The sequence below is a fragment of the Mumia sp. Pv4-285 genome (genome assembly GCF_041320275.1).
In the GTDB taxonomy this organism is placed as follows: domain Bacteria; phylum Actinomycetota; class Actinomycetes; order Propionibacteriales; family Nocardioidaceae; genus Mumia; species Mumia qirimensis.
Genome location: NZ_CP162023.1, coordinates 4,616,696 through 4,642,063, shown reverse-complemented (window position 1 = coordinate 4,642,063; position 25,368 = coordinate 4,616,696). Strand labels below are relative to the sequence as shown.

Here is a 25,368-nt window from a genome sequence, read left to right as displayed (position 1 = left end):
CCACGAGCCGGTCTATTCGAGCCCGCGGACCGAGATCTCCGACACGACGCCCTGGTAGACGTCCTTGTCGACCTCCGGGAGGCGCGTGAGCCACACGAGGACGTAGCGCGTCGTGGTCGGCTGCGACAACGAGACCGAGGCACCCATCGGGGCATCGGTGTATCCACCGACGCGCTCCATGTCGGACGTGTTGCGAGGGGGCTTGGCAACCCCCGGGGCGGAGTACACCCGGAACGACGTCGGAGCGGCACCGAACTCCACCTGGACGGCGGTGACGTCGCGGACGCGGCCAAGATCGATGAGCAGCCCGACGCCGTCCTTCAGCCCACCGAGGTCGCTGCGCCGGTAGTACTCGCGGGTGGTCCACGACGTGCTGCTGTCGCCGTCGACCGCGAGCTTGGCCTGGCCCGGGTTCTCGTCGCCGTCACCGTCAGGTCGGGGATCGAACGAGACGATCGAGTCGACCCCGAAGTCGACGACGGAGCGGCTGACCTCGGGTGTCGGGTCCTCGGCTGTCGGCGGGGTGCCGGACGGGGCCGACGCACGGCCGACCATGAAGGTGAGCGTCACGGAGAGCACAGTGATGACGGCGAGCGCGAGCCAGATCAGCTTGCGCTCGCTGCCCTTCGTCGAGCTCTTCACCCTCGAGACACCACGCTCGAGCGGGGTCGGCGGAGCCGGTGCGAACGCCGCGGGCCGAGGCTTGGGCGGGTTCACCGCCGGCGGCGGGTCGGAGTGGAGGTCACGCACGGGGTCGTGCCGGAAGACGTCCGGCGAGGACGCGACCTTCACCTCAGGGTCGATCGTCGAGTCGTCACCGGTCATCGCCAACTCCAGGGCGACGTCGCGCGCCGTACGGAGCTGGGGCCGGTGGTGCCGGGGCGGACGCCCGAGGATGCGGTCGCACACGGTGTCGACGTCCTGGGAGACGCCGGCGCGGACCTGGCGCGGACGCAGGACGCGCCCGTGCTCGCGCGGCGCCGGAGCGAGTCCTTCGTCACCGCCGGGGTACCTGCCGGTCAGACAGGCGTAGAGGATCTTGCCGATCGCCTCGACGTCGAGCTGCTCCGCGTAGCCCACGTCCGCGTCGTCGACGTCGTGGTGTGCTGACCGGAGGGCATGGTCGGTGGCGAGCCCGATGATCCGGATGCCGCCGTTCTCCTTGACGAGGACGGTCGCGGGGCGGAGATGGCGGTGGTAGACGCCCGCCTCGTGCGCCTGCGCGAAAGCGTCGGCGAGCTCGAGCACGACATGGGTCGAGCGAGAGTTGGTCAGGGTGGACGGGCCGAGCACGTGGTCGAGCGAGACGGCGCGGGCCCACTCGCGTACGAGGTAGGTGTGCCCGTGGTCGCCTTCGATGATGTCGAGCACCCGCAGGAACCGCGGGTCCGACACCGCCGTCGAGCGGCCGGCGGCGAGCACGAACGCCGTCGAGCGGCGATCATCGGCCCGGAGGGCTTGGACGCCGACGGGACGGTCGAGGACCGTGTCGTACGCCTTCCACGTCACAGCACCGCCCGACTCCTTGATCAGGTCGTCGAGGCGGTAGCGGCCCGAGAGCATGAGCCCCGAGCAGAGTGCCGCAGTCTGGTCCACGCCTCATGCTATCCGGGTCGACCCGGCCTCCGGGGGTCCGCTGCCAGGTCGGCCGAGATCAGCGCCGCAGGACTGTGCGGATGACCGAGGTGACCTCCCGGATCCGGAGCATCCACGCCGCGAGGAGGAATGCCAGGGCGCCGAGCCCGCCGAAGAGGACCAGGGAGAGGAGCGCCGAGATCTTGTCGTCGCCGTCGAGCCCGAGCGGCTCGGCGAGGAACGTGAAGGAGCCGATGATGGCGGCGCCCGCCACCAGGCACGCCAGGGCGAGTCGCCCCAGGAACCCAGCCGCGCTCCAGTCGACGACCGGACCGATCCGGAACGAGAGCACGGTGATGGCCAGGAGCGATCCGACGAGGTACGCGGAGCCGTACGCGAGCGCGAGCACCGTCGAGATCGCCTCGGGATCGACCTGCGTCGCGAAGACGACGGCGACCGCGATGTTCACGGTGGCCAATACGAGCTGGAGGAAGAACGGTGTCCGGGTGTCCTCGAGCGCGTAGAACCCGCGCAGGCTCATGTAGTGCAGCGAGACGAAGATGATCGCGGGGGCGAACGCCGCGATCGTGGCGGAGACGGCTTCGGTGCGTCCTTCCATGGCTCCCCACGAGGCGACCACCGTGCCGAGCGGCTCGGACAGCGCGAACACCGCGACGGCGATCGGCGCGAGCAGCGACAGGACGAGGCGGATGTTGCCCTGGATCTCGGCGCGCATCGCGGTCAGGTTGCCCTCGGCCGCGAGCCGCGAGATCAGCGGCATGGTCGCCGTGACGAGCGAGACCGTGATGACCCCGTGCGGGACCTGGGTGATCAAGAAGGCGCTCGCGTACACGGTTGTCCCTGCCGGGTCGGTCGTGCCGTCGCCGAGCGCCAGCAGCCCGGCACTGGTGCCGATCCGTGTGATCACGACGAACGTGACCTGGTTGACGAGGATGAAGGCGAGCGTCCACGCGCCGAGCCTGAGGGTGTGACCGAGCCCGACTCCACGGAAGTCGAACCGGGGTCGGTAGTGGAAGCCGGCGGCGCGCAGGTACGGGATCAGCACCAGCGCCTGCACCGCGATGCCGACGGTCGACCCGACGCCGAGCAGGAGCTCCTGGCCGCTGGTGAAGCCGTCGGAGCCGTTGCTGCTGCCGTAGACGGCGATGTACGTGACGAGGACGGCGCACGAGATGACGTTGTTCGTGATCGGCGCCCACATCATCGGCCCGAAGCGCCCGCGCGAGTTGAGGATCTGACCGACGAGCACGAACGCCCCGTAGAAGAAGACCTGCGGCAGGCAGTAGCGCATCAGCGCGTACGCGGACGAGAGCGCGTCCTCGTTGCCCGGGTCGAAGAGCCGGTGGTCGAACACGAGCCGGACGAGCAGGGGAGTCGCGATCACCAGGACGACGGTGGCGATGGCGAGCACGAGCAGGCCGAGGGTGACGATGCGCTGGGCGTACGCCTCGCCGCCGTCGCTGTCGTCCTTCATCGCGCGGACCAGCTGAGGGACGAGCACGACGTTGAAGATGCCGCCGGCGACGAGGATGTAGAGCGCGTTCGGGATCGTGTTGGCGCCGGTGAAGATGTCGGCGTTCAGCGACGACCCGATGGCGGCAAAGATCAGGGCAGAACGGACGAAACCAGACAGTCGCGAGACGATCGTGCCCGCAGCCATGAGCACGCTTGCGGACAGGAGCCCCGTCGACGTGCGGCGTACGGCCTCGGCGACCGCCTCGCTCGTCTCGTTGACCTCCGACGCCGCGTCGGGTGCCTCGGCGGCGAGCGGCGACGACTTCGAGGTCGCGGTGCGTGCTGCTGCGTCTCGGCGACGCTCTCGTCGGGTCTGCCGGTGCTTGCTCATGCGTCGGACCCCGGCTCGTCCTCAGCGGACGCCGCAGCACGACTCTTGACGACGCGTCGCGCGATCGCGACGACGACGAGGAGAAGAGCGAACCCGAAGAAGATCCAGATGATGCGACCGACCACGCTCGAGCGGAGCGTGAAGGCCGCGCCGTCGCCGAACAACGATCCTTCCGCGGTCGCGAGGGTCGCGACGAATGTCGTGGTGGTCGCCTGCCCGACGTCTGCGGACACGGTCAGCGTGACGCTCTGACCGGCGGGGATCTGCTGCGGCTCGATGTCCTCGATGCGTGCGGAGCGGTCGTCGGCGGTGAAGTGGACGCCGACCGTGACCGGGGCGGAGAGCTCGTTGGTGATCGTCACGGGGAAGCGGCCCGAGGAGCCGGACAGCGTGACGAACGACGACGTGGAGACGCTGACCCGGTCGAGGATGCGGTCGACCGACGCCGCCTGGTCGTCAGCGTGCTTGACGCCGCGGGTGCGGGCCGACCGCCAGTCCTGCGACGAGGCGAGCGAGGCGCTCTGCTGATAGAACACGTCCCTGCGCTCGTTGTCGCCGAGGATCTCGCTCACCACACCGCCGGTGTCGACGATGCGGGCCGAGGCGGCGACCTGGTCACGGTCGATGGGTCGCTGGTTGGCCTTGGCCGGGAGCCTGACGCGGCCCTCCCACGCAGCGGCGTTCCCCCCGAGCTGCGCCTCGGCGGCGACCGGCGACACCCAGGCCGGGTCGAAGAGAGTCGGGAAGCGGGCGCGTGCCCATTCGCTGCCGGGGTCGAAGCTCGCGCTCGGGACGACGACGAGGTGGCGTGATCCCTGCCCGAGAGCGGCAAGGGTCGCACGGGAGGCGACTCGCTGGCGGAGTGCGAGCGTCGGGTTGGAGCCGGACGCCTCGGGTGCGAGCGTCGGGTCTACGACGACCAGGTCGGCCGGCGTCGCGGCGACCGACGCCTGCAGCGCGGTGCTGTCGGTGGGCGTCCAACCCGGCAGGACGTCGGGCGAGACGAGGAAACCCGTGGCTCCGAGCTGGCGGGCACCGTTGATCCGGGTCGCGTTGGTGATGCCGTTGGGAGACCACGAGACGATGCGGGCTGTCAGGTCGAACTGTGCGAGGGTCGCCGCCGTCGCCGACCTCGCAGCCGCGACGACTGTCGCGCCGTCGTCCCCGGCGGTGCGGCGGGTGAGTGCCGCCGAGTCGGGACGACCGAACGGGAGTGCCCACACCGTGTGCCGGCGGGCGTAGTCGACCAGCTCGCTCAAGAAGGCCTGGACGCGCCCGGAGCCGGTGCTCTCGTCCGCGACCGGCGTGGGTGCGTACGCGGCGGAGCCGCCCGGGGCGTTGTCGCGGCCCGGCCCGTACGAGTCGTTCGCGATGTCGCGCAACGCGTCGAGCAGCGCGGGATCGATCAGCACCGTGCTCGGCGATGACTCGTCGGCGCGGGCGAGGTCGAGCATGCGGCGCAGGCGCCCGCCCGGCGACACCGACTTCACGAGCGTCGGCGCCCCGACGTACCGGTTGCGGGCGTCACGCTGGATGGGCGCGACGAACGGCCAGACCATCGACACCTGCGTCGGCGCGGTCGGATCGTCGGCGACGTAGGGGACGACCGTGTACGCGCGCCCGACGGCGTCGCGCGAACGGCTGCCGTCCTCGCCGGTGGCCAGCACGTGGACGCCGACGGGGTAGACGCCCGCCGAGGTCGTCGGCAGCTCGGTCGCCGGAACCTCCAGCTCGAAGGTCGTCGTGTCGCCCGGCTGCAGGTCGCCGGCCTCGACGACGACCCCGGGGGAGGTCAGGCGTGTCCCCGTGGTCGCCGCCGTCGGCTCGGCGAGGGCCGCATCGACGGCAGCCGGGTCGGTCAAGGGGACCGACGGCATGACCAGGTGGACCCGTAGCCTGCTCCACGCCTGCGACGACGGGTTGCTCACCCGGCCACTGACGGTGAGCGTGTCGCCGGCTCCGAGAGCGACGGGCGTCATGGCGTCGATCGTCACCGCCAACCGATCCTCGTCGGCGGCGCCGGCCGTCGGGACTCCCGCGGGGACGAGCACAGCGACGACAGCGGCCAAGAGGGTCGCCACCACCACCCGAGCCGCATGTCGGCGCGCAGGGCGGGAGTGGCGTACATCGGCGCGTGTCATCGGGGCAATGCTAGAGCGAGGCGCAACGTGCTCGGAGCAGCCCACGTAGAGTGGGTGGTCATGGCCACCGCCTCCCCTTCCTCCGCACTGCGCGATCCCGGTGCTGCACTGTCCGCTCTTCTGCGCAGCGCACCGACGGTCACCACCTTGGCGGAACGCTTCGGCGGAGCGGGACACACGCTGGCGCTGGTCGGCGGGCCAGTCCGCGACGCGGTCCTCGGGCGTGCGGGCAACGACTGGGACTTCACGACGTCGGCGCACCCTGACGACGTCGAGCAGCTCCTGGTCGGCTGGGCGGACACGACCTGGGACGTCGGCCGCGACTACGGCACGATCGCCGCACGCAAGGGTGACCTCCACGTGGAGATCACGACCTACCGCGACGAGCAGTACGACGCCGGCTCACGCAAGCCCCAGGTGCAGTACGGCACCTCGCTCGAGGGCGACCTCTCCCGCCGCGACTTCACGGTGAACGCGATGGCGTACGACCTCGCGACCAAGACCTTCGTCGACCCGTTCGGCGGACTCGCCGACCTCGAGGCCCGGCTCCTCCGGACCCCGGTCGCCGCCAGCCAGTCGTTCGACGACGATCCCCTCCGGATGATGCGGGCGGCGCGTTTCGTGGCGCAGCTCGGGTTCACGCCGGTGCAGGAGGTCGTCGACGCGATGACCGCGATGGCCGAGCGCATCACGATCGTCTCCGCCGAACGCGTCCGTGACGAGCTCGACAAGACGCTCCTCGGTGCCCATCCCCGCGCGGGCCTCACGCTGCTCGTCGACACCGGCATCGCCGCGTACGTCCTGCCCGAGCTGCCCGCGCTCCGCCTGGAGCGCGACGAGCACCACCGTCACAAGGACGTGTACGACCACTCGCTCACGGTGCTCGAGCAGGCGATCGCACTGGAGGAACGCCTGCCCGGCGGTGGACCTGACCTGACGATCCGGCTCGCGGCGCTCCTGCACGACATCGGCAAGCCGCGGACGCGCCGGTTCCTCGACGACGGCACCGTCACCTTCCACCACCACGACGCCGTCGGCGCGAAGCTCACCCGCAAGCGCATGCGGGCCCTCCGGTACTCCAACGACGTGATCGACGACGTCGCCACCCTGGTCGAGCTGCACCTTCGGTTCCACGGGTACGGCACCGGCGAGTGGACCGACTCCGCGGTCCGGCGCTACGTCCGCGACGCCGGCGACCAGCTCGACCGTCTCCACGTCCTCACCCGGGCCGACTCGACCACCCGCAACCGACGCAAGGCGGAGCGCCTCCAGCGCACGTACGACGACCTCGAGACCAGGATCGCCGCGCTCGCCGAGGCGGAGGAGCTCGACCGGATCCGCCCGGAGCTCGACGGCAACCAGATCATGGAGATCCTCGGCATCGGCCCGGGCAAGCAGGTCGGCGAGGCGTACCGGTTCCTCCTGGACCTGCGCCTCGACCGCGGCCCGCTCGGCGAGGACTCGGCCCGCGAGGCTCTCCTCGCGTGGTGGGCCGCCCGCGACGGCGACGCCTGAACCGGGCAGGCCGCGTGCGCCGGCGGCGGGAGCGTTGACGAATCGGTCACCGACCGTGGCCGCTGGAGCGTTCTCGTCGCTAGGGTGATCCGCGCGGGGGCACGCACGAGAGGACCACGGTGGCCGGACGGCGCAGCATGCCGACCAGTGCCGAGCCTGCGACCCCGCACGCCGGCACGGACTCGGCTGCGCCCGCACACCGTGCACCCACCCCGCCGGGCGGTCGCCGTGCGACACCGGCGGGTGGTCGCCGCGCCACGCCGCCAGGTGGTCGCCGAGCCGCCCCGGCACGCGCGCGTACGCCCGCCGCGCCGCGCGGACGAAAAGCCGTCACGGAGCCGGTGGTCGCCGACCCCACCGGCGCGCAGGTCGCGGACCGCCCGGGGGATCGCCGTACCGACCGCCGGACGACCCGTCGTGGCGGGCCCGCGTCCCCGAGGTCGGCAAGGCGGTCGCGTCGCCTGGTGGTCGCGGTCGCCCTCGTCGCGGTCGTCGCGCTGGCCGTTCCCCTCGGCCTGCACGTGCAGGAGCGGCGACAGGCGGCTGCCGAGGCGGCCGCGCTCGCACGGCAGATCGCTGCCGAGATGGACCGACGGGCCGCGCACGAGGACACCGAGGTGCGCGCGAGCCGCAGCCTCACCTCAGCGGGCCGAGCGACGGCCGAGCGGCTGCGGATCCTCACCGACTGCGACTCGACCGGCGACCAGCCCTCAGGCCCCAACGGTCGACTTCCGGCGTCGGCGCTCTGTGCGATCCCCGGCTCCGGCATGCAGCTGCGGGCCGACGCTGCCGAGGCGTGGGCGAGCCTCCAGGAGGCCTTCAAGGAGGCCTTCGGGCGCTACCCCTGCGTGAACAACGGCTACCGCACCTATGCGCAGCAGGCGTCGATGCACGCGGCGAACCCGGGCATGGTCGCCGCTCCGGGCACGAGCAACCACGGGTTGGGCCTCGCGCTGGACCTGTGCACGGCGAGCGACGGCGTCGCGGGGACGAGCGCCTGGAACTGGATGGACACGCACGCCTCCGACTACGGCTGGGCGTTGCCGTCGTGGGCGAGGCCAGGAGGGTCGCGTCCCGAGCCGTGGCACTGGGAGTACGTCGCCTCGGGGGACCGGGTCTCATGAGGGGCGCTGCCGTCAGAGCAGCACGAGAGCGACGGCGGCACCCGCGACGTACGTGAGGTTGTTCAGCACGTCGTACAGCACGAAGCTCCGACCGAGGTACGCCTCGTCGACCGTGCGCTGGACCGCCGTGTCGGTCCGGATCTTCCAGCTCTGGTGGACGACGCCGAACGCCAGTGCCTGCAGCCACCACGCCCACACGGCTCCACCGCCGACCGCCCACGCGACGACGACGAGGACGGCGCCCGCGAGACCGGTTGCCACGGACCACGGTCGCAGCCCGACGACACGCGCCGCCACCGGCGTCGTCGCCGCACCCAGCAGGAACCCGACGGCGATCCCCGTGGCGACCACGGCGGCTTCCGCGTCGTCACCACCACCCGCCGTCGCGGCGAACGCGAGAAGCGTGAACCCCCCGTACAGAAGTCGGAGCAACCCGAACCACGCGAGCGCCGTCAACGCCGTACGACGGGAGCGCAGGTGTGCCGCAGCGGCCACGAGGTCGCGGACGACGTCACGAGGCTCCGGCGGTCCGATCTCGTCGTCGGGCCCGAGCGCGCGACGGCCGAAGTCCCGCGCCACCACCAGGGTGACGACTCCGACGACGGTGCCGGCTGCCAGCACCACGGTCGAGGGCAAGCCTCCGGCGACGAGCAGGGCACCGAGGACGAGCCCACAGGTGTGAGCACCTGCACCGAGGGTCGGCCCGAGGGTGTTGGCGTCGACCAGCCGCTCCGCGGGCACGACGTGAGGGACGGAGGCCGAAAGACCCGCGAGAGTCAGGCGCGCGAGGCCGAGGGCGACGAGCACGAGGACGTACACCGGCCACGTCGCCCGCTCCCCGGTCGTCCAGGCGACGAGCGCTACCGAGGCGACGACCGCGGTACGTGCCGCCAACGCCCAGACCAGGATGTTGCGCCGCGGCCAACGGTCGAGCACCAGCGACACGAAAGGCGCGAGAAGGCTGAACGGGACCAGCACCAGCACCAGGACACCCACGAACCGCTCCGGCGACCGCTGAGCCTCGGGGGACAGCAGCACCAGCCACACCAGACCGGCCTGGAACAGGCCGTCGCCCAGCTGGGACCCGAGCCGGACCCCGAGGAGCCGGACGAAGCCGGGAGACCACAGGCTGGTGCGCACGGCTCACTATCTCCCGCCGGGCGGAGACACCGAACGGCGCGGACCCCGACCAGGGGGTCCGCGCCGTTCGTGGCGTGGGTCTCGATACGCGGCTCGCCCAGGGGCTCGCCGCTACTCGACCAGCGGGGGAGCGGGCGGCCTCGTACCTCGGCCGACCGCTGCGTTCGTCAGCGCTCTTCGTCTCGCTCTGATGGTCGACTCCGAGCACCGACTCTCTCCGCGGGCGGCCTCGTACCTCGGCCGACCGCTGCGTTCGTCAGCGCTCTTCGTCTCCTGCGATGAAGGCTTCGAGCTTCGCGCGACCCAGATCATCCGGACGCTGCACCGGGGGCGACTTCATCAGGTACGACGACGCCGAGATCAGCGCGCCGCCGATGCCGCGGTCCTTGGCGATCTTCGCCGCACGGATCGCGTCGATGATGATGCCGGCAGAGTTCGGGGAGTCCCAGACCTCGAGCTTGTACTCGAGGCTGAGGGGGACGTCACCGAACGCGCGACCCTCGAGGCGGACGTACGCCCACTTGCGGTCGTCGAGCCACTGCACGTAGTCCGACGGGCCGATGTGGACGTTCTTGTCGTCGATCTTGCCGGCCAGCGGACCGTTGAGGTTCGACGTGACCGCCTGGGTCTTCGAGACCTTCTTCGACTCGAGGCGATCACGCTCGAGCATGTTCTTGAAGTCCATGTTGCCGCCGACGTTGAGCTGGTACGTACGGTCCAGCGTCACGCCACGGTCCTCGAACAGCTTGGCCATCACGCGGTGGGTGATGGTCGCGCCCACCTGGCTCTTGATGTCGTCGCCGATGATCGGGACGCCGGCGTCCTCGAACTTCTTGGCCCACTCGGGGTCGGAGGCGATGAAGACCGGCAGCGCGTTGACGAAGGCGACGCCCGCGTCGATGGCGCACTGCGCGTAGAACTTGTCGGCCTTCTCCGAGCCGACAGGCAGGTAGGACACGAGCACGTCGGCGCCGGTGTCCTTGAGCACCTGCACCACGTCGACCGGCTCGGCGTCGGACTGCTCGATGGTCTCGAGGTAGTACTTGCCGAGACCGTCGAGCGTGTGGCCGCGCTGCACCGTGATGCCGGTCGGCGGCACGTCGGCGATCTTGATGGTGTTGTTCTCGCTGGCCTGCGTGGCCTCCGCCAGGTCGAACCCGACCTTCTTGGCGTCGACGTCGAAGGCGGCGACGAACTCGATGTCCTTGACGTGGTAGTCGCCGAACTGGACGTGCATCAGACCGGGCACGGTGCCCTCGGGATCCGCGTCCTTGTAGTACTCGACGCCCTGGATCAGCGACGTGGCGCAGTTGCCCACGCCCACGATCGCTACGCGTACCGAACCCATGGGGTTCCTCCTCCTCGGGGTCACTGACCCCGCCTATCGTCCTGTCCGCCGTCGGTGGGCGGGTTATTGGTGTTCGCCTGAGCCTGAGGGTCGCCCGGCTGGCGGCCGGACCGTTCGGCGTCGATCAGCCCGGTCAGCCAACGCACTTCGCGTTCGACCGACTCGAGACCGTGGCGTTGCAGCTCCAACGTGTAGGCGTCCAGCCGTTCACGACGTTTCTGTGTGGCCGTACGCACCTTGTCGAGCCGCTCCTCGAGACGACTCCTTCGTCCCTCGAGGATTCGCACACGAGTCCGGGAGTCGGTGCGCGAGAAGAATGCGAAGTGGATGCCGAAGCTCTCGTCCTCCCAGGAGGACGGTCCCGGTGCCGCCAGCAGGTCGGCGAAGTGCTCCTTGCCGTCGGCGGTGAGCCGATAGACGATCTTGCCTCGCCTGCCACGCGAGCCGGGGACGTCAGCAGGCTCGTCGGCGACGATGTAGCCCTGCTTGCCGAGCGCCTTGAGGCAGGGGTAGAGCGTGCCGTACGACAGCACCCGCCCCCATCCGAGCAGGGCGTTGAGCTCCTTGCGGAGCTCGTAGCCGTGCATAGGGGTGTCGTGGAGCAGCCCGAGTACGGCGAATTCGAGTGCAGCACCGCGTCTGGCCACGACGACCTCCTCCACGATTCTCCGTCGGCGGGTGTGTCGTACCCACCAAGTGGATATATCGTGGCGATACATCGTTTCGCTGTCAAATGGCGAGTCTCACGACGCGGGGGTTTTGGTTCGACCCGAGGATTCGGCACACTTGCACGCGGGGTCACGCGCTGGAGCGTGATCCTGAAGCCCTGCCCGCGACCGGGTGGGATCCCCCGCAGCAGACAAGAGGAGTACGACGCGTGACTGATCAGTCGCACGGCGGACCCGTGACGCCCCGCCCGAGGAAGGCCGCCCCGTCCCCTCGCGGCCCCCGCTCCCGCAAGGCGGAGAAGCCCGGCAAGGGCCGCAAGGCCAACGGTGCCGACAAGCCGAAGAAGCCGCTGTGGCGCCGCATCGTCAAGTGGGGTCTCATCACCGGCGTCGTGCTCTTCGTCCTCGGCATCGCGGGCGTCTACTTCGTGTACCGCTCGGTGTCGATCCCGAGCGCCAACGCGGAGTTCCTCACGCAGACGACGAAGGTCTACTACTCCGACGGCAAGCACAAGATCGGCGACTTCCAGACGCAGAACCGCACGTCGATCGAGTTCGAGGAGATGCCGGACACGATCAAGACCGCGGTCATCGCCGCCGAGGACCGCAGCTTCTACACGAACCAGGGCCTCGACTTCAAGGGCATCGCCCGCGCACTGCGTGACAACGCCACGACCGACTCCACGTCCGGTGGCTCCACGATCACCCAGCAGTACGTGAAGGTGCTCTACCTGACGCAGGAGCGCACCCTGAGCCGCAAGGCCAAGGAAGCCATCCTCTCGATCAAGGTGCACAACCAGATGTCGAAGGAGGAGATCCTCGAGGGCTACCTCAACACGATCTACTTCGGCAATGGCGCGTACGGCGTGGAGGCCGCCTCGCAGACCTACTTCGGTCAGAGGGCCGCGAAGCTGACTGCTCCGCAGGCGGCGCTTCTCTCGTCCGTCATCAACAACCCGAGCGCGTTCGACCCGTACGACGAGAGCGACCACGATCGCCTCATGGCGCGCTACACCTACGTGCTCGACGGCATGGAGAAGAGCGGCGCGATCACCGCGGAGGAGTACGCGACGTACTCCGCGAACCTCCCGAAGGTCGAGAAGCAGCGGCAGAACAACCGCTTCGGCGGCACGAAGGGGTTCCTGCTCCGTGTCACCGAGCAGCAGCTGCTGAAGGAGGGCTTCAGCGACGCCAAGATCACCGGCGGCGGCCTGAAGGTCGTGACGACGTTCGACTACGAGGCGCAGAAGGCCGCTGTCGAGTCCGTCAAGGAGATGAAGCCCGAGGGCCTCAAGCAGCTCAACGTCGCCTTGTCGTCCGTGGACCCCGCGACCGGTGCGCTGCGGGCGATGTACGGCGGCCCCAACTACCTCAAGAGCCAGCTCAACTGGGCGATGCTCGGTTCGCAGCCGGGCTCCTCGTTCAAGCCGTTCGCGGTGGCTGCTGCGCTCAGCGACGGCTACAGCCTGAAGACCCAGCTCAACGGCTCGTCCCCGCTCCGGCTGTCGGGCGGTGCCGAGATCGAGAACCAGGGTGACTCGGGCGGACAGTCGTTCGGGCAGGTCTCGCTCGAGCGCGCGACCGAGAAGTCGATCAACACCGCGTTCGTCGACCTCACGTACGACCTCATGGACGACGGCGGCCAGAAGACGATCGACGCGGCGCGCGCGGCCGGCGTGTCCGACGCCGCGGCGAAGCGGTACGACCCGAGCGTCGCGGTCGTCTCGCTCGGCTACGCCCCGGTGCCCAACGTCGAGATGGCTGCCGCCTACGCGACGTTCGCGAACAACGGCAAGCAGAACGACTGGTACGTGATCCAGAAGATCAAGGACAGCAGCGGCGAGGAGATCTTCCGCCACAAGGTCCGCTCCAAGGAGGCGTTCTCGGAGGCGGTCGCGGCCGACGTGACGGACTCCTTGCAGACCGTGGTGAAGTCCGGCAGCGGCATCAACGGCCGGACGATGTGCCCGACGGCCGGCAAGACCGGGACGGCGACGTTCCAGAAGGTCGAGGGCGGCAAGGAGGTCGGCAGCCCGCACGTCTCCAGCTCGTGGTTCGTCGGCTACACCCCGAAGCTCGCGACCGCCGTGATGTACGTCCGCGGCAAGAACGGCAACGAGGCGCTCAACGGCTACATGCCGACCTTCTACGGAGGCGAGTACCCCGCCAAGACGTTCAAGACCTTCATGAACAAGGTCGTCGACGGCGACGACTGCGGCGAGTTCCCGCCGCCGGCGAACATCAAGTCGACCAAGGGCAAGACGTACACGCCCCCGACCTCGGAGCCGACCAAGACCGAGAAGCCCAAGAAGGAACGCCCGGACCGACCGCGGCCGACCCGCCCGGGCCGTCCGACCTTCACGCCTCCGACCTTCACGCCTCCCACCGAGCCGACCGAGCCCACCGAGCCGACGGAGCCGACGGAGCCGACCGAGCCGACTCCCACCGAGGAGACGGACGGTCCCGGCAACGGTGGCGGTGGCGGCGGTGGCGGCGGGTTCGGCGACTGATCGTGGGTGAGCCGGCGGGGGGCCGGGTCTTGCCGAACGCGTGGTGGACGCCGCTGCGGATCCTGCTGGCGACCGCGGCCCTCGTCGGCACGCTCGGCCTGGCGACGAAGACGTCGTGCGCCGTGGCAGACGGGCACCGCTGGTTCTCCACGTCTCCCGTCCCGGCAGGCGCCTCGTACGCGCGGCTGTGCGCGAGCGAGCTGCCGGGCGAGTACGCCACCACCGGGCTCGCCGAGGGCATCCTCCCGTGGTCTCGCGACGACGGGCGCTGGCCGGTCAACGCGGTGCCGCTCCCGATCGGTCTCGTTCAGTACGCCGCCGCGTCCGTGGTGCACGTCGTGGCCCGACCGGATCTCGCGGAGCGTGCGGACGAGGACGCGGCCCAGGTCGAGCAGGCGCGCGACGTCCGCCGTGAGGCCGTCGCCTACACGGGGCTGGCGGCAATCGTCTCTCTGCTCGCGCTCCTGCTGTCGCTCGTCGTGCTGGCCCGCGCGTGGATGCGGTCGCCCACGCACGACGCCCTGCGACCGTGGCCGGTCCGAGGGCCGTTGCTCGCCGGACTGATGCCGCTCGCGGCATCACCTCTGGTCGCGCTGCTTCTCGGAGTGGGGTGGGATCTCGTGGGAGTGGCGCTGGTCGCGCTCGGACTCGCCGCGTGGACGGCCGGCCGAGCCCGCACGGCCGGGGTCGTGCTCGGCGTCGCCGTCCTCGCGGCGTGGTGGCCGATCGCTGTCGTCGTCCCGCTGGTCGCGACCGCGCTGCTGCAGCACGCGAGAGCAGCGGGGCGGCTCCTCGTGACGGGGATCGCCACGGTGGTCGTCGCCGGGGCTGCTGCTGCTGTCTCCACCTCGGGTGCCGCCGTGGGCGAGGGCATCCAGCGCTGGTTGTACCGCGACGACGGCGTCGGCTCGATCTGGTCGGCGCTGCGCGAGCTCGGTATCGACCCGTCGACACAGGTGGTCGCTGCCGTCACCATCGGGGTCTGCGCCTTCGCGGCATCGATGACCTTCGTGAACGCCGCGCGCTCGGGCGACGTCACGCAGACTGCGCGCTACGCGTTCGTGCTGCTCGCGGCGATGCTGCTGGTGAGCACGACCTACGCACCGGGCTACGCGCTCTGGTTGCTCCCGCTCGCCGTCCTCGCCCACCCGGTGTGGCGTGACCTCCTCTGGTGGCAGGCCGCCGAGGTGTTCCTGGTGGTCGCCACCTGGTGGCACGTCGGGCAGTCGACGCTGCCGGTCGGCGACTCCGCAGACGTCGTCTACGTCGTCGCGATCGCCACGCACGTCGCGGCCACGATCTGGCTCGCCGCGCGCATGAGCCTTTCGGCTGCCGCCGACCTGCGGGCGTACGAGGAGCGTCCGCAGCCGGCGGTCACGAGCGCGTCGCGGAGCTAGCACGAGGCAGCATCCGCGATCCATCGCTGCAGGGTTGCTGCCTCGCCGGCCACCGAGGAGGCCTCGTCGCCGGGGACGAACTCGAGCAGCAGGTCGAGATCGCGGTGCGTCGACGCGAGGAGGGTCGTGACCTGCGTCCAGAGATCGGCGCGGTCGGCGAGCGGGAGTCGCGCGATCTGCGGCCACCACGAGAACACGTGCACCGCGCGGACGTACGGTAGAAGCTGTTCGAGCCCGGCGACGGCGACGTCGGTGGGCTCGCCGACGCGAGGCTGCCAGTAGGTGCCGACGTTCGGACGGTCAACCGCCGCCAGCAGGTCGAGCGTCGAGGACGGGGTGTCGGCGAGGGTCCGGTCGTGGTGCTCGAAGGCGATCGTGATGCCGAGCTCCGCGGCGTCGTCGGCGAGCGCGCGGACGTCGCGTACGACGTCCCGCCGTTGCTGCGCCGAGGCGGTGTCCGAGCCTGTGACGCCTGCCCACACGCGTACGCGGGAGCAACCCAGGATGTGCGCAGCACGGATCGCGGCCGCGCCGTCGGCGAGGGACGAGGTGGCGGCTCGCCAGTACGACCCGTACGAGGCGACCTGTTGCCCGGACCGGCGGGTCGCGGCGGCCAGTTCGGCGAGCGCAGTCGGCGAGTCCGCAGGCGCGTGGACGTCGGCACCCCACTCGATCGTCTCCAGACCCGCCGCGGCGGCGACCGCCAGCACCTGCTCGGTGGGGAGGTGACGCAGGGTCACCGAGCAGATCCCGGACCGCAGTGCCGTGCCGGGGGCGCTCATGCGCTCGTCTCCATCGCGGCGGCGGTGACGGGTCGCACGGGTGGGCGGCCCTCGACGAAGGCACGCACCTCCTCGACCGCGGCGCGCCCCAGGCGCAGCAGCTCACCGCCCTGGGAGCCTGCGATGTGCGGCGTCAGGATGACGTTGGGCAGGGTCCAGAGCGGGTCGTCGGCCGGGAGCGGCTCGGGCTCGGTGACGTCGAGGATCGCGTCGAGCCGTCCGGAGGTCAGCTCCGCGCGCAGCGGTTCGTGATCGACCACCGGGCCCCGTGCGGTGTTGATGAGCGTGGCACCGTCGGGCATCAGCGACAGCAGCCGCCGGTCCACCAGGTGGTGCGTCTCGGGGAGCAGCGGCGCGTGCACCGAGACGACGTGCGAGCGGATGAACAGGTCGTCGAGCGAGACGAGCTCGGCCCCGAGATCCGCAGCCGTCTCGGGATCGAGTGTCGGATCCGCGACCAGGATCGTGACGTCGAGGACGGAGAGCATCTCGACGAGGGCGCGGCCGGTCGCGGAAGCGCCGAGGACCCCGACCGTCGTGCGGTAGTTCCCCGGGATGCTCGAGTCGGAGGGCAGCTCCAGGGTGCGACGCTGCGCCGAGAACCTGTCGGTGAGGGGCAGCACCTTCTTGCCTGCCCACACCACGGCTGCGAGCGTGAACTCGGCGACGGGCCGAGCGTTGAGAGCGGCTCCGCTGGTGACGCGCAGGCCACGGTCCCAGGCACCCGTGCCGACGATGTGCTTCACCGAGCCGGCGGCGTGCACGACGGCGCGCAGGCGAGGGAGGCGAGCCAGCGCGACGTCGTCGATCGCGGGGCAGCCCCATGCGGTCACCAGCACCTCGAGGTCGGCGGCGACCGAGTCGTCGAAGCTGTCGATGACGGCGGAAGGATCGATCTCGACGAGACCGCGCAGCTCCTGCAGCAGGGTGTCGTCGAAGAACCGGTGCTGGAGCCCGGGCGTCATGGCGAACGCCGCCCTCACCGAGTGCCTCCGGCGGCAGCGGCGTACCGATGTCCGAGGAGCCGCACGTGCTCCACGAGCTCCGTCGGCGAGTCGACGCTGAAGTCGAGCCCGAGCATCCCGATGTAGACGGCGAGGATCTCGATGCTGTCCGCGCCGGTGATGAGGACGCACGTCCGGTCGTCGACGGCCTCGACGACGCCGACCGCGTCGTTGATCCGCGAACGCACCTCGTCGGCCGGCGCCGCGACGGTGATCCGTGCGTGGACGGACCACCCGGACGACGCCACCTCGCGCACGACGAAGCTCGTGTAGTCGTCGACGTCCATCGGGCGAGCGTCGAACCGTGGCTGGGGCATCGCGCTGACCTCCGCCCAGTCGATGCGCAGCGCACGCCACTGACCGGAGGGCACCTCCCGTGCGACCAGGTACCAGCGGCGCTGCCACGTGATGACGCGGTACGGCTCCACGTCGAGCCGCGTCCCCTCGTACTCGAGCCGGAGTCGCTCGCGGTCACGGACCGCGTCGGCCATCCGGGTCAGGACCTCGGAGTCGATCTGCGGGTCCTCGACGTTGCTGTCCGTGTTGACCGGCCCGGCGTCGACGGTCTTCGTGACGGCCTCGACACGGCGACGCAGCCGGTGCGGCAGCACCTGCTCGAGCTTGGCGAGCGCGCTCGCGCTGCTCTCCTCGATGCCGGCGACGCCTGTGCCGGCACGGAGCCCGATCGCCACGGCGACAGCCTCGGCGTCGTCGAGCAGGAGCGGCGGGAGCTTGGCGCCGGGGCCGAGCCGGTAGCCGCCGGCACGACCACGCACGCCCTCGATGGGGTACCCGAGCTCGCGCAGACGCTCGACGTCGTTGCGGACGGTGCGCGGTGTGACGTCGAGCCGCTCGGCGAGCTCGGTCCCGGACCAGGCAGGCCGGGACTGGAGCACGGCGAGCAGTGAGAGCAGCCGCGAGGAGGTCTCCAACATTCTTCAGATCCTGCCAGATAATAGGCATCAGGTGTTCCGCAATGGCTCATACCTTCGTCTCATGAGCACACACGAGAGCAGCAACAGCGTCGTCCCCTCGATCACGCCCTTCAGGATCGAGGTCCCGCAGGCCGATCTGGACGACCTGGCCGACCGTCTCGCGCGGACGCGCCTCCCGCAGGCAGCGCCCGGCGACGACTGGACCTACGGCGTGCCGAACGCGTACCTCAGCGAGGTCGTCGAGCAGTGGCGCACGTCCTTCGACTGGCGCGCGGTCGAGAACCGCCTCAACGCATACGACCAGTTCCTCACCGAGATCGACGGCCAGACGATCCACTTCCTGCACGTCCGGTCCGCCGAGGAGGACGCCACGCCGCTCCTGCTCGCGCACTCGTACCCGGGTTCGGTGATCGACTTCCTGGAGATGATCGACCCGCTCGTCGACCCGGTGGCCCACGGTGGACGCGCGGAGGACGCCTTCGACGTCGTGGTGCCGTCCATGCCCGGGTTCGGCTACAGCATCCCCGTCGTCGACCGCGGCTGGACGATGGAGAGGGTCGCGCGGGCGTACGACGTGCTGATGCGCCGGCTCGGCTACGACTCGTACGGTTCCCACGGCAGCGACGGAGGCGCGATGGTCTCGCGCGAGCTCGGGCGGATGGAGCCGGAGGGCTTCCTCGGGATGCACGTGCTGCAGCTGTTCTCCTTCCCGACCGGCGCGCCGGGCGAGATGGACGGATTCGGACCGAAGGAGTTCGCGGCGCTCGAGCACCTGCAGTGGTTCCAGTCGGTGGGCGGTTACAACGCGATCAACGCGTCCCGCCCGCAGACCGTCGCCGTCGGCGTCTCCGACTCACCGGTCGGGCAGCTGGCGTGGAACGAGCTGTTCCAGTCGTTCGGAGATGGGACGAGTCTCCTCACGACTGACCAGATCCTCGCCGAGGTGACGCTGGAGTGGCTGACGAACACGTCGGCGACGGCCGGGCGCTACCACTTCGAAGAGGCCCGCCGCGCTGCCGAGCCGCAGGTCAACCACTCCCGTACCGGAGTCTCGGTGTTCGCCGACGACTTCAAGACGATCAGAGCGTTCGCCGAGCGCGACAACGACAACATCGTGCACTGGAGCGAGTTCCCCGAGGGTGGCCACTACGCGATGCTCGAGCGACCGGCCGAGGTGGTCGCGGACCTCCGGGCGTTCTTCGCCACCGCCTGACGGCTGCCGCCAGCCACCTTCCGTTGGTCCCACCTCAGAGTGCGTGCCCCACCTGAAGCGTCCGGTGGGGCACGCACTCTGCGTGGGGCCCCACGGAAAGTGCAACAGGGAGAAAAGAATTGCACTTGCATCATGCAACTCATAGCGTCGACGGCATGATGCTCGAAGGGAAGGTCGCCGCGGTGCACGCGGCCGGCGGCAGGATCGGTGGAGCGGTCGCGCGAGCGTTCGCCCGCGAAGGCGCGGTGGTCCACCTGAGCGGGAGGACGCTCGCGACCGTGGAGCAGACGGCGGAGAAGATCCGCGCCGACGGCGGTACGGCGTACGTCGCCGAGCTCGACGCGCTGGACGAGATCGCCGTCGACGCCCACGCAGCCGACGTCGTACGACGCGAGGGGCGCCTCGACGTGGTCCTCAACGCCATGGCGACCGATCCCGTGCAAGGAGTCCCGTTGCTCGACATCGGGCTCGACGAGTTCCTCCACCCCGTCACCAGCTGGGCGACGAGCCAGCTGCTCACGAGTCGAGCCGCGGCCCGCCACATGGTCGAGCGCCGCTCGGGGACGCTGATCACCCTCTCCGCGTCACCGGCCCCGCTCGCGATCGCGGGGACGGCCGGGTTCGGCGTCGCGTGCGCCGCGGTCGAGGGGATGACCCGGACGCTGGCCGCCGAGCTCGGGCCGGCAGGCGTCCGCGTCGTCTGCCTGCGACCGCACCGCATCGCCGACGCGATGGGCTACACGCCCGACCTGCCGATGAGCGAGGCCGAGTTCGCTGCGTTCCTCGAAGGGCTGACGCTGCTCGGGCGGCTCCCGACGCTCGACGAGGTCGGGCGTACGGCGGCGTTCGTGGCGTCGGACGGTGCCGGCCCGATGACAGGAGTCGTGGCCGACCTCACCGCCGGGATGAGCGTGCGCTGACCGGCTCCGCCGGCCCGCGTCGTACGGCGTCGCCTACGGCAGGTCGACGACGTCGAACGTGGTGGTGGTCATGCGGACGTCGAGCTCGACCTCGTCGCCCACCTCAGGAACGGTCGTACCACTCGGGACGAGGATCATGCTCGCCTGCATGTGCGGCGGCTCCACGAACCAGCGCTGCTTGCCGGCGATGAGGAACGGCGACAGCGCGAGGCCGGCAGCGCCCAGGCTGCCCTTCGCGACCGAGGTCGCCCGCTGCTTGAGCGTCACGGCCGAGCTGGGTGCCTCGAGCCCGATGCCGTGCGAGGTGCCGCCGGACACGATCAGGACCGTGCCGCCGACCGGCATCGGCCGCTGGCGGTAGCCGATCCGCTCACCGCGCTCGACGACGTGCCGGTCGATCACGACGCCGGTGACCCGGAACGCACCGCGGTCGCCGAGCCAGAGCGCGGTGCCGACCCGGGGGCGTACGCGCAGCCCTGGGCGGCGTTCGGCCAGCGCGCGAACCTCGCGGTCGCTGAGGTGCGAGACGGTGAAGAGGGGCGTGCCGGAGGCGTGCGGTGCGAGCTTCGACGCCTCGAACGCCGCCGCCCATCGCTCGGCCTCGGTGAAGTTGGCCTCGGACAATGGCAGGTGGATCGAGAACCCGGCGAGGCGGAGCGCACCCAGCTCGTCGGCGACCGACGTCAGCGCGTGCTGGTCGACGCCGTGGCGAGCCATCGCGGTCTCGCCCTCCACGACGATCCGTGTGCCGTCGGGTGCCTCGGCGCGCAATGGCTCCAGGTCCTCGACACGGCTGACGGTGTGGACGACGCGCGGGTCGTACATGCGCTCCGGACGGATCGTGTCGGTCCAGAACGGGCGCCACGGCGTGAGGACGTGCACGTCGCCGCCGAAGCGCGGGAGCACGTCGATTAGCTCGGCGTACGTCCCGACCGCGACGGTGTCCGCACCCAGCCAGTCCGCCCGCCGCGCGAGGGCGCGGTTGCCGAACCCGTATCCGTTGCCCTTGATGACCGGGATGATGCCGTCGTACAGCTCGGCGGTGCCCCGCAGGTGCGAGCGCCAGCGTTCGCCGTCGACGTGGAGCGTGAGCGTCATGGTCAGCCTTCCTCAGCGGCGCTTCATGTACTGCTGGAACGCGAGGTACAGGAGCTTGTTCACCGGTAGGTCCCACTCGCCGGCGTACTCGACGGCCTCGCCGCCGGTGCCGACCTTGAACTGGATGAGCCCGACGTGGCTGTCTTCGGGGTCGAGGGTGTCGGTGATGCCGCGCATGTCGTACACCGCGCATCCCGCGGCGAGCGCGTCGCGGACCATCTGCCATTGGATCGCGTTGGAACCGCGCACGTCGCGCTTGGCGGTCGTCGAGGCGCCGTACGAGTACCAGGCGTGCTGCCCGACGCGCACCAGCGTGGTCGCGGCGACGAGGTCGCCCTCGTGGTGCGCCAGGTAGAGCCGCATGCGGTCGGGATCCTCGCCGTTGAGCGCGTCCCACATCGTGCGGAAGTACGGCAGCGGCCGCGGCGTGAAGTGGTCGCGCTCGGCGGTCTCCGCGTAGATGGTGTGGAAGGCGGCGATGTCGTCGGCTCCGCCGAGCGACACCTCGACGCCCGCCTTGGTGGCCTTCTTGATGTTGCGCCGCCACAGCTGGTTCATCCCGCGGAGCACGGCCTCCTCGGAGCGGGGCACGTCGTCGGCGTCGACGAGGGGGAGCCAGAAGTTGTACTTCGGCTGGCCGGCCGTGAAGCCGCCCTCACCCACCTGCTCGCGCCATCCGAGGCGGTGGAGCTCGGCGGTCACGGCGAGGGCGCGCGGGTCGGACGCGGTCGCCGGGGCGTCGCCGAGGGTCCGGAGCGCGGGATCGGCGACGGCCTTCTTCACGGTGGCCGCGTCCCAGTGCCGCAGCACGACCGGCGGACCCATGCGGACGCCGAACGCCCCCTTGCCGGCGAGGTGCCTCACCATCGGGTCGAGCCACGCCGAGAGACCGCCCTCACCCTCGGCGGCCGCCGAGAAGTCGATGCTCGGGCCCTCCGGGAGGTAGGCGAGGTACTTCGAGACCTTGGGCAGCTTGCGGTAGAGCACGAGGCCGGCGCCCACGATCTCGGCACCGTCGAACCAGCCGATCGACTCGCCCTTCCACTCCGCCTTCACCGCGGACCACGCGGGCGTCTGGAGGAAGCTCGCCGAGGGCAGGGCGTTCAGGTACGCCAGGTGGTCGGCGCTGCTGATCGTACGGACGGTGAGAGACACGGCCCCGAGGCTACCGGAGTGGTTCGACGGTGCCTGAGCACGGCGAGCCGGCGGTAGTGGCGGGAGGTGCGCGATTTTGTCCCCACCCGGTGTAAATCTGTGTGACACTCAGCGCATCATGTGCACCGGGAGCATTCTCTCCCGGTGTTCTACGTTCTCTGGAGGGAGAATCTGTGTCCCGTTCGTCACGCCTGCTGAGGCGATCCACCGCCCTGGTCGGTACGGCCGCGCTCGCGGCCGGCACTCTGACCGTCGCCGCACCGGCTGCGACAGCCGCACCTGCCGAGGCACCCACGATCGCCGATGTCGCGATCGACAAGAGCTACACCTATCGCTGCGCCGTCGTCGCGGGCGCAGGCAGCGACGCCATGCCGCTGGGCACGCACGACGTCGGCGTGCGGACGCAGGTCGAGGTGCCTGAGTCGGCTACCCCGGGAGAGGTCGTCCCGAGCCGCTCGACTCAGATCACGTTGGCGATGCCCGAGACCCTGCGCAACGCGACGGTCGTTCTGCTCAGCGGCAGGACCGCCGGGGGACGGTCCGACGACGCGGCCGTGGTGATGGAGCTCGACGGGCAGTCCGAGTCGTTCGTCATCGACGGGCTGTCTGCCCCGCAGACCGCGATCCCGCAACAGGCCGGCGCCACGTGGACGATCCCGACCGAGGGGACCGTTCCAGCGATCACTGTTCCCGACCTGACCGGTCCAGCGACGCTCTCGATGCCGGAGTCGTTCTTCGTCGAGGCGACTGTCCACACCGAGCCTCCCAGCGGGCCCGCCAAGGACATCCCCGCCACGATGGACTGCACCGGCCCGACTGCCGCGGCTGACCGCGTCCTCACCACGATCGCGGTCGAGGCGGCATCGCCGACTCCGATCGTGCGGGACGTGGCCGCAGGAACGGTCGGCGTGACCGCCTTCTCGTACGCCCCCAAGGTGCCGGTCACCTTGCAGGCGACGGGCGGCCGTGCTCCGTACACCTTCGCTGTCGTCGAGAAGCCGGCCGCCGCGACCGTCACGATCGAGGGCTCGACGGCGACCCTGTCGACCAACGCGCGGGGCGCGGCGAGCTTCACCTACACCGCCACCGACGCCGACGGACAGGTGAGTCCGCCGGCCACCGTCTCGTACGAGGGCGTCAACAACCCGCCGATGGTGCGTGACCTGCACTTCACGATCGGCAAGGGCAAGGCGCTCGACCTGTGGCCGTACACGCGCGACGACGGCTATCGCTTCTACTTCTGGCAGGACTTCAACGACAAGCAGCGCGTCACCTACGGCACACCCGATCACGGTGCGCTCTCTCCGTTCCTCACCGAGGCGGACGTGACCAACGAAGCGTGGGAGGCGTTCCCGGCGATCATCAAGGAGTTCCCGAAGCTCGGGCACAAGCAGACCTACACGCCTGACCACGACTTCGTCGGGACCGACACCTTCACCTACACGGCGACCGATTCGCAGGGTGCGTCGTCCACGGCCACCATCACCGTCGACGTGGTGGAGGAGGAGCAGGTCCGTGGCGTGCTCAACGGCGTTCGCTACAAGTGCCAGCCGCAGGGTCGCGACGAGAACGATGTGGAGGTGCCGGGCCTCACCGAGTTCCAGCTCTACGTGATGGGCGGCTCGATGGCCTTCACCGTCGACACCCGCGCGGAGCTCCCGCGATCCGTCGCGCCGGGTGAGGTCTTCACGCCGGAGCCGACCGAGGTCGACCTCGTCATGCCGCAGGGACTCGGCGAGATCCTCGTCGGAAGCGAGAAGCTGGACACCATGGGCTTCGGCCAGACCAGCGTCGGGGGCCGTTCGATCGCGTCGGTCCACCTCGAGGAGACGGCCACGGGCAAGGAGTACGACGCTCCCCTGAACGGGCTCCAGGCCGACAACGTGGCGACATCGTGGCCGGTGTCGAGCGAAGGCATCCGTATCCCCGCCGTGGGCAACCTCGATGCGTTGACCGCTCCCGAAAAGGGTGCGATCAAGATCTCGGCGCCGAAGGACATGGCGATCCTGTCGAAGCTCGCACCGGGCATCATGGGCGGCGCGATCCAGGACGTCTGGCTGCAGTGCGCGGCGATGCCGGGCCAGGATCTGCACGTCGGCACGGTGTACGTCAAGGGTGACTCGACGACGACCGCCAAGGTCGGCCCGGTCGCGTACGGCGCTGCCCCGGTCGTCGACGTGACCGTCGCGTCGGACAACGCCGCCGAGGGCACCGTCGAGGTGAGCGAAGGCGGCAAGGTCGCCGCCACCGGCACGGTGAAGAACGGCAAGGCCCGCGTCGCACTGCCCAGGTCCACGAAGGCGGGGGCTCACCAGGTCGAGGTCGCGTACCTCGGGTTCGACGGTGCGAACCCCTCGTCGACCATCGCGTCGTACACCGTCGCCAAGGCGGCGTCGACGACGACGGCCACGGCACGCACCAGCGCGTACGGCTCGTCCCCGTCGGTGAGCGTCACCGTACGCACGGTGGCGGGCGCCAAGGGTCGGGTCGACGTACGCCGTGGGGCGCAGGTCGTCGGCTCGGCGACCGTCTCCGGGGGCCGTGCGACCGTGGCCCTGCGCAAGGGGGCGCTCGCTCCCGGCAAGCACGCGTTGACCGTCGCCTACGTCGGTGACGCGCACAGCGCTGCGTCGTCAGGGCGGGTCTCGGTCACCGTGACCAAGGCGCGTGTCTCGGTCCGCGCCAAGGTGAGCCCGAAAAAGATCCGGGCCAAGCGCACCAAGGCCAGGGTCGCCGTGCAGGTGACGACGGCTGCCGGTGTCACGCGCCATGGCAAGGTCGTCGTGACCATCAAGGGCAAGAAGGTCGGCACCGCGACCGTCCGCGCGGACGGCAAGGTCGTCGTACGCCTGAAGAAGTTCGCCAGGCCGGGGACGTACAAGGTGAAGGTCGCGTACGCGGGCAACACCTTCGTCGCCGCCAAGGCGATCACCGTGAAGGTCAAGGTCCGCAAGTAGCGGATGCGAGCCGCTGGCG

General features: G+C 70.5%; 18 protein-coding genes. 7 read left to right on the top strand and 11 right to left on the bottom strand.

The window, feature by feature from the left end; translation table 11 throughout:
• Positions 1–12: 12 nt before the first annotated feature.
• From AB3M34_RS22110 to AB3M34_RS22100, 3 genes are read right to left on the bottom strand one after another with little or no spacing between them, the layout of a single operon-like run.
• Positions 13–1,596 carry a protein kinase family protein gene (locus tag AB3M34_RS22110; protein ID WP_370617019.1) on the bottom strand — a complete coding sequence of 528 codons (1,584 nt, stop codon included), beginning with the start codon at positions 1,594–1,596 and terminating at the stop codon, positions 13–15.
• A gap of 58 nt (positions 1,597–1,654) precedes the next feature.
• A complete protein-coding gene (murJ, locus tag AB3M34_RS22105; RefSeq protein WP_370617018.1) occupies positions 1,655–3,442 on the bottom strand; it encodes a murein biosynthesis integral membrane protein MurJ in 1,788 nt (595 codons plus the stop codon).
• Positions 3,439–5,583 carry a DUF6049 family protein gene (locus tag AB3M34_RS22100; RefSeq protein ID WP_370617017.1) on the bottom strand — a complete coding sequence of 715 codons (2,145 nt, stop codon included), beginning with the start codon at positions 5,581–5,583 and terminating at the stop codon, positions 3,439–3,441. Before AB3M34_RS22100 ends, murJ begins: the two co-directional genes overlap by 4 nt.
• Positions 5,584–5,643: 60 nt before the next feature.
• Here AB3M34_RS22100 and AB3M34_RS22095 point away from each other — a divergent pair, with 60 nt between their 5' ends.
• Positions 5,644–7,098 carry a CCA tRNA nucleotidyltransferase gene (locus AB3M34_RS22095; protein ID WP_370617016.1) on the top strand — a complete coding sequence of 485 codons (1,455 nt, stop codon included), beginning with the start codon at positions 5,644–5,646 and terminating at the stop codon, positions 7,096–7,098.
• A 119-nt stretch (positions 7,099–7,217) separates the two neighbouring features.
• Positions 7,218–8,222: a M15 family metallopeptidase gene (locus tag AB3M34_RS22090; RefSeq protein ID WP_370617015.1), complete on the top strand. Its 1,005-nt coding sequence runs from the start codon at positions 7,218–7,220 to the stop codon at positions 8,220–8,222.
• 12 nt (positions 8,223–8,234) lie between these two features.
• On the opposite strand, the gene AB3M34_RS22085 is transcribed toward AB3M34_RS22090, so the two are convergent.
• The 3 genes from AB3M34_RS22085 to AB3M34_RS22075 all read right to left on the bottom strand — a co-directional run bounded on the left by AB3M34_RS22085 (position 8,235) and on the right by AB3M34_RS22075 (position 11,357).
• Positions 8,235–9,362, bottom strand: a complete 1,128-nt coding sequence (locus AB3M34_RS22085; protein ID WP_370617014.1) for an MFS transporter — start codon at positions 9,360–9,362, stop codon at positions 8,235–8,237.
• Between the two features lie 256 nt (positions 9,363–9,618).
• Positions 9,619–10,710, bottom strand: a complete 1,092-nt coding sequence (locus AB3M34_RS22080) for an inositol-3-phosphate synthase (protein ID WP_370617013.1) — start codon at positions 10,708–10,710, stop codon at positions 9,619–9,621.
• A gap of 20 nt (positions 10,711–10,730) precedes the next feature.
• Positions 10,731–11,357 carry a PadR family transcriptional regulator gene (locus AB3M34_RS22075; RefSeq protein WP_370617012.1) on the bottom strand — a complete coding sequence of 209 codons (627 nt, stop codon included), beginning with the start codon at positions 11,355–11,357 and terminating at the stop codon, positions 10,731–10,733.
• Between the two features lie 230 nt (positions 11,358–11,587).
• Here AB3M34_RS22075 and AB3M34_RS22070 point away from each other — a divergent pair, with 230 nt between their 5' ends.
• Positions 11,588–13,888: a transglycosylase domain-containing protein gene (locus AB3M34_RS22070; protein ID WP_370617011.1), complete on the top strand. Its 2,301-nt coding sequence runs from the start codon at positions 11,588–11,590 to the stop codon at positions 13,886–13,888.
• Positions 13,889–13,917: 29 nt separating this feature from the next.
• A complete protein-coding gene (locus AB3M34_RS22065; protein ID WP_370617010.1) occupies positions 13,918–15,285 on the top strand; it encodes a hypothetical protein in 1,368 nt (455 codons plus the stop codon).
• Here the strand turns inward: AB3M34_RS22065 and AB3M34_RS22060 are convergent.
• The 3 genes from AB3M34_RS22060 to AB3M34_RS22050 are packed head-to-tail and all read right to left on the bottom strand — an operon-like array spanning position 15,282 to position 18,006.
• Positions 15,282–16,067 carry a sugar phosphate isomerase/epimerase family protein gene (locus AB3M34_RS22060; RefSeq protein WP_370617009.1) on the bottom strand — a complete coding sequence of 262 codons (786 nt, stop codon included), beginning with the start codon at positions 16,065–16,067 and terminating at the stop codon, positions 15,282–15,284. The two genes, AB3M34_RS22065 and AB3M34_RS22060, sit on opposite strands and share 4 nt — an antisense overlap.
• On the bottom strand, positions 16,064–17,032 hold the full coding sequence (locus AB3M34_RS22055) for a hydroxyacid dehydrogenase (protein ID WP_370617008.1): 969 nt from the start codon (positions 17,030–17,032) through the stop codon (positions 16,064–16,066). Before AB3M34_RS22055 ends, AB3M34_RS22060 begins: the two co-directional genes overlap by 4 nt.
• Positions 17,033–17,046: 14 nt before the next feature.
• Complete coding sequence (locus AB3M34_RS22050; protein ID WP_370617007.1) at positions 17,047–18,006, bottom strand: helix-turn-helix transcriptional regulator; 960 nt, start codon at positions 18,004–18,006, stop codon at positions 17,047–17,049.
• Positions 18,007–18,067: 61 nt separating this feature from the next.
• On the opposite strand from AB3M34_RS22050, the gene AB3M34_RS22045 reads away from it, so the two are divergent.
• The gene (locus AB3M34_RS22045) at positions 18,068–19,219 is read left to right on the top strand and encodes an epoxide hydrolase family protein (protein ID WP_370617006.1); all 1,152 of its coding nucleotides are present in this window, start codon (positions 18,068–18,070) and stop codon (positions 19,217–19,219) included.
• Between the two features lie 155 nt (positions 19,220–19,374).
• Positions 19,375–20,139, top strand: coding sequence for an SDR family NAD(P)-dependent oxidoreductase (locus AB3M34_RS22040; protein ID WP_370617005.1), 765 nt, complete (start codon positions 19,375–19,377; stop codon positions 20,137–20,139).
• Between the two features lie 33 nt (positions 20,140–20,172).
• Here AB3M34_RS22040 and AB3M34_RS22035 read toward each other — a convergent pair whose 3' ends face one another.
• On the bottom strand, positions 20,173–21,237 hold the full coding sequence (locus AB3M34_RS22035) for an alanine racemase (RefSeq protein WP_370617004.1): 1,065 nt from the start codon (positions 21,235–21,237) through the stop codon (positions 20,173–20,175).
• Between the two features lie 12 nt (positions 21,238–21,249).
• Entirely contained in the window at positions 21,250–22,392 is a 1,143-nt protein-coding gene (locus AB3M34_RS22030) for a lipid II:glycine glycyltransferase FemX (RefSeq protein WP_370617003.1), read from the bottom strand.
• A gap of 173 nt (positions 22,393–22,565) precedes the next feature.
• Here AB3M34_RS22030 and AB3M34_RS22025 point away from each other — a divergent pair, with 173 nt between their 5' ends.
• Positions 22,566–25,349 carry a DUF6801 domain-containing protein gene (locus AB3M34_RS22025; RefSeq protein WP_370617002.1) on the top strand — a complete coding sequence of 928 codons (2,784 nt, stop codon included), beginning with the start codon at positions 22,566–22,568 and terminating at the stop codon, positions 25,347–25,349.
• The last annotated feature ends 19 nt before the right edge of the window (positions 25,350–25,368 follow it).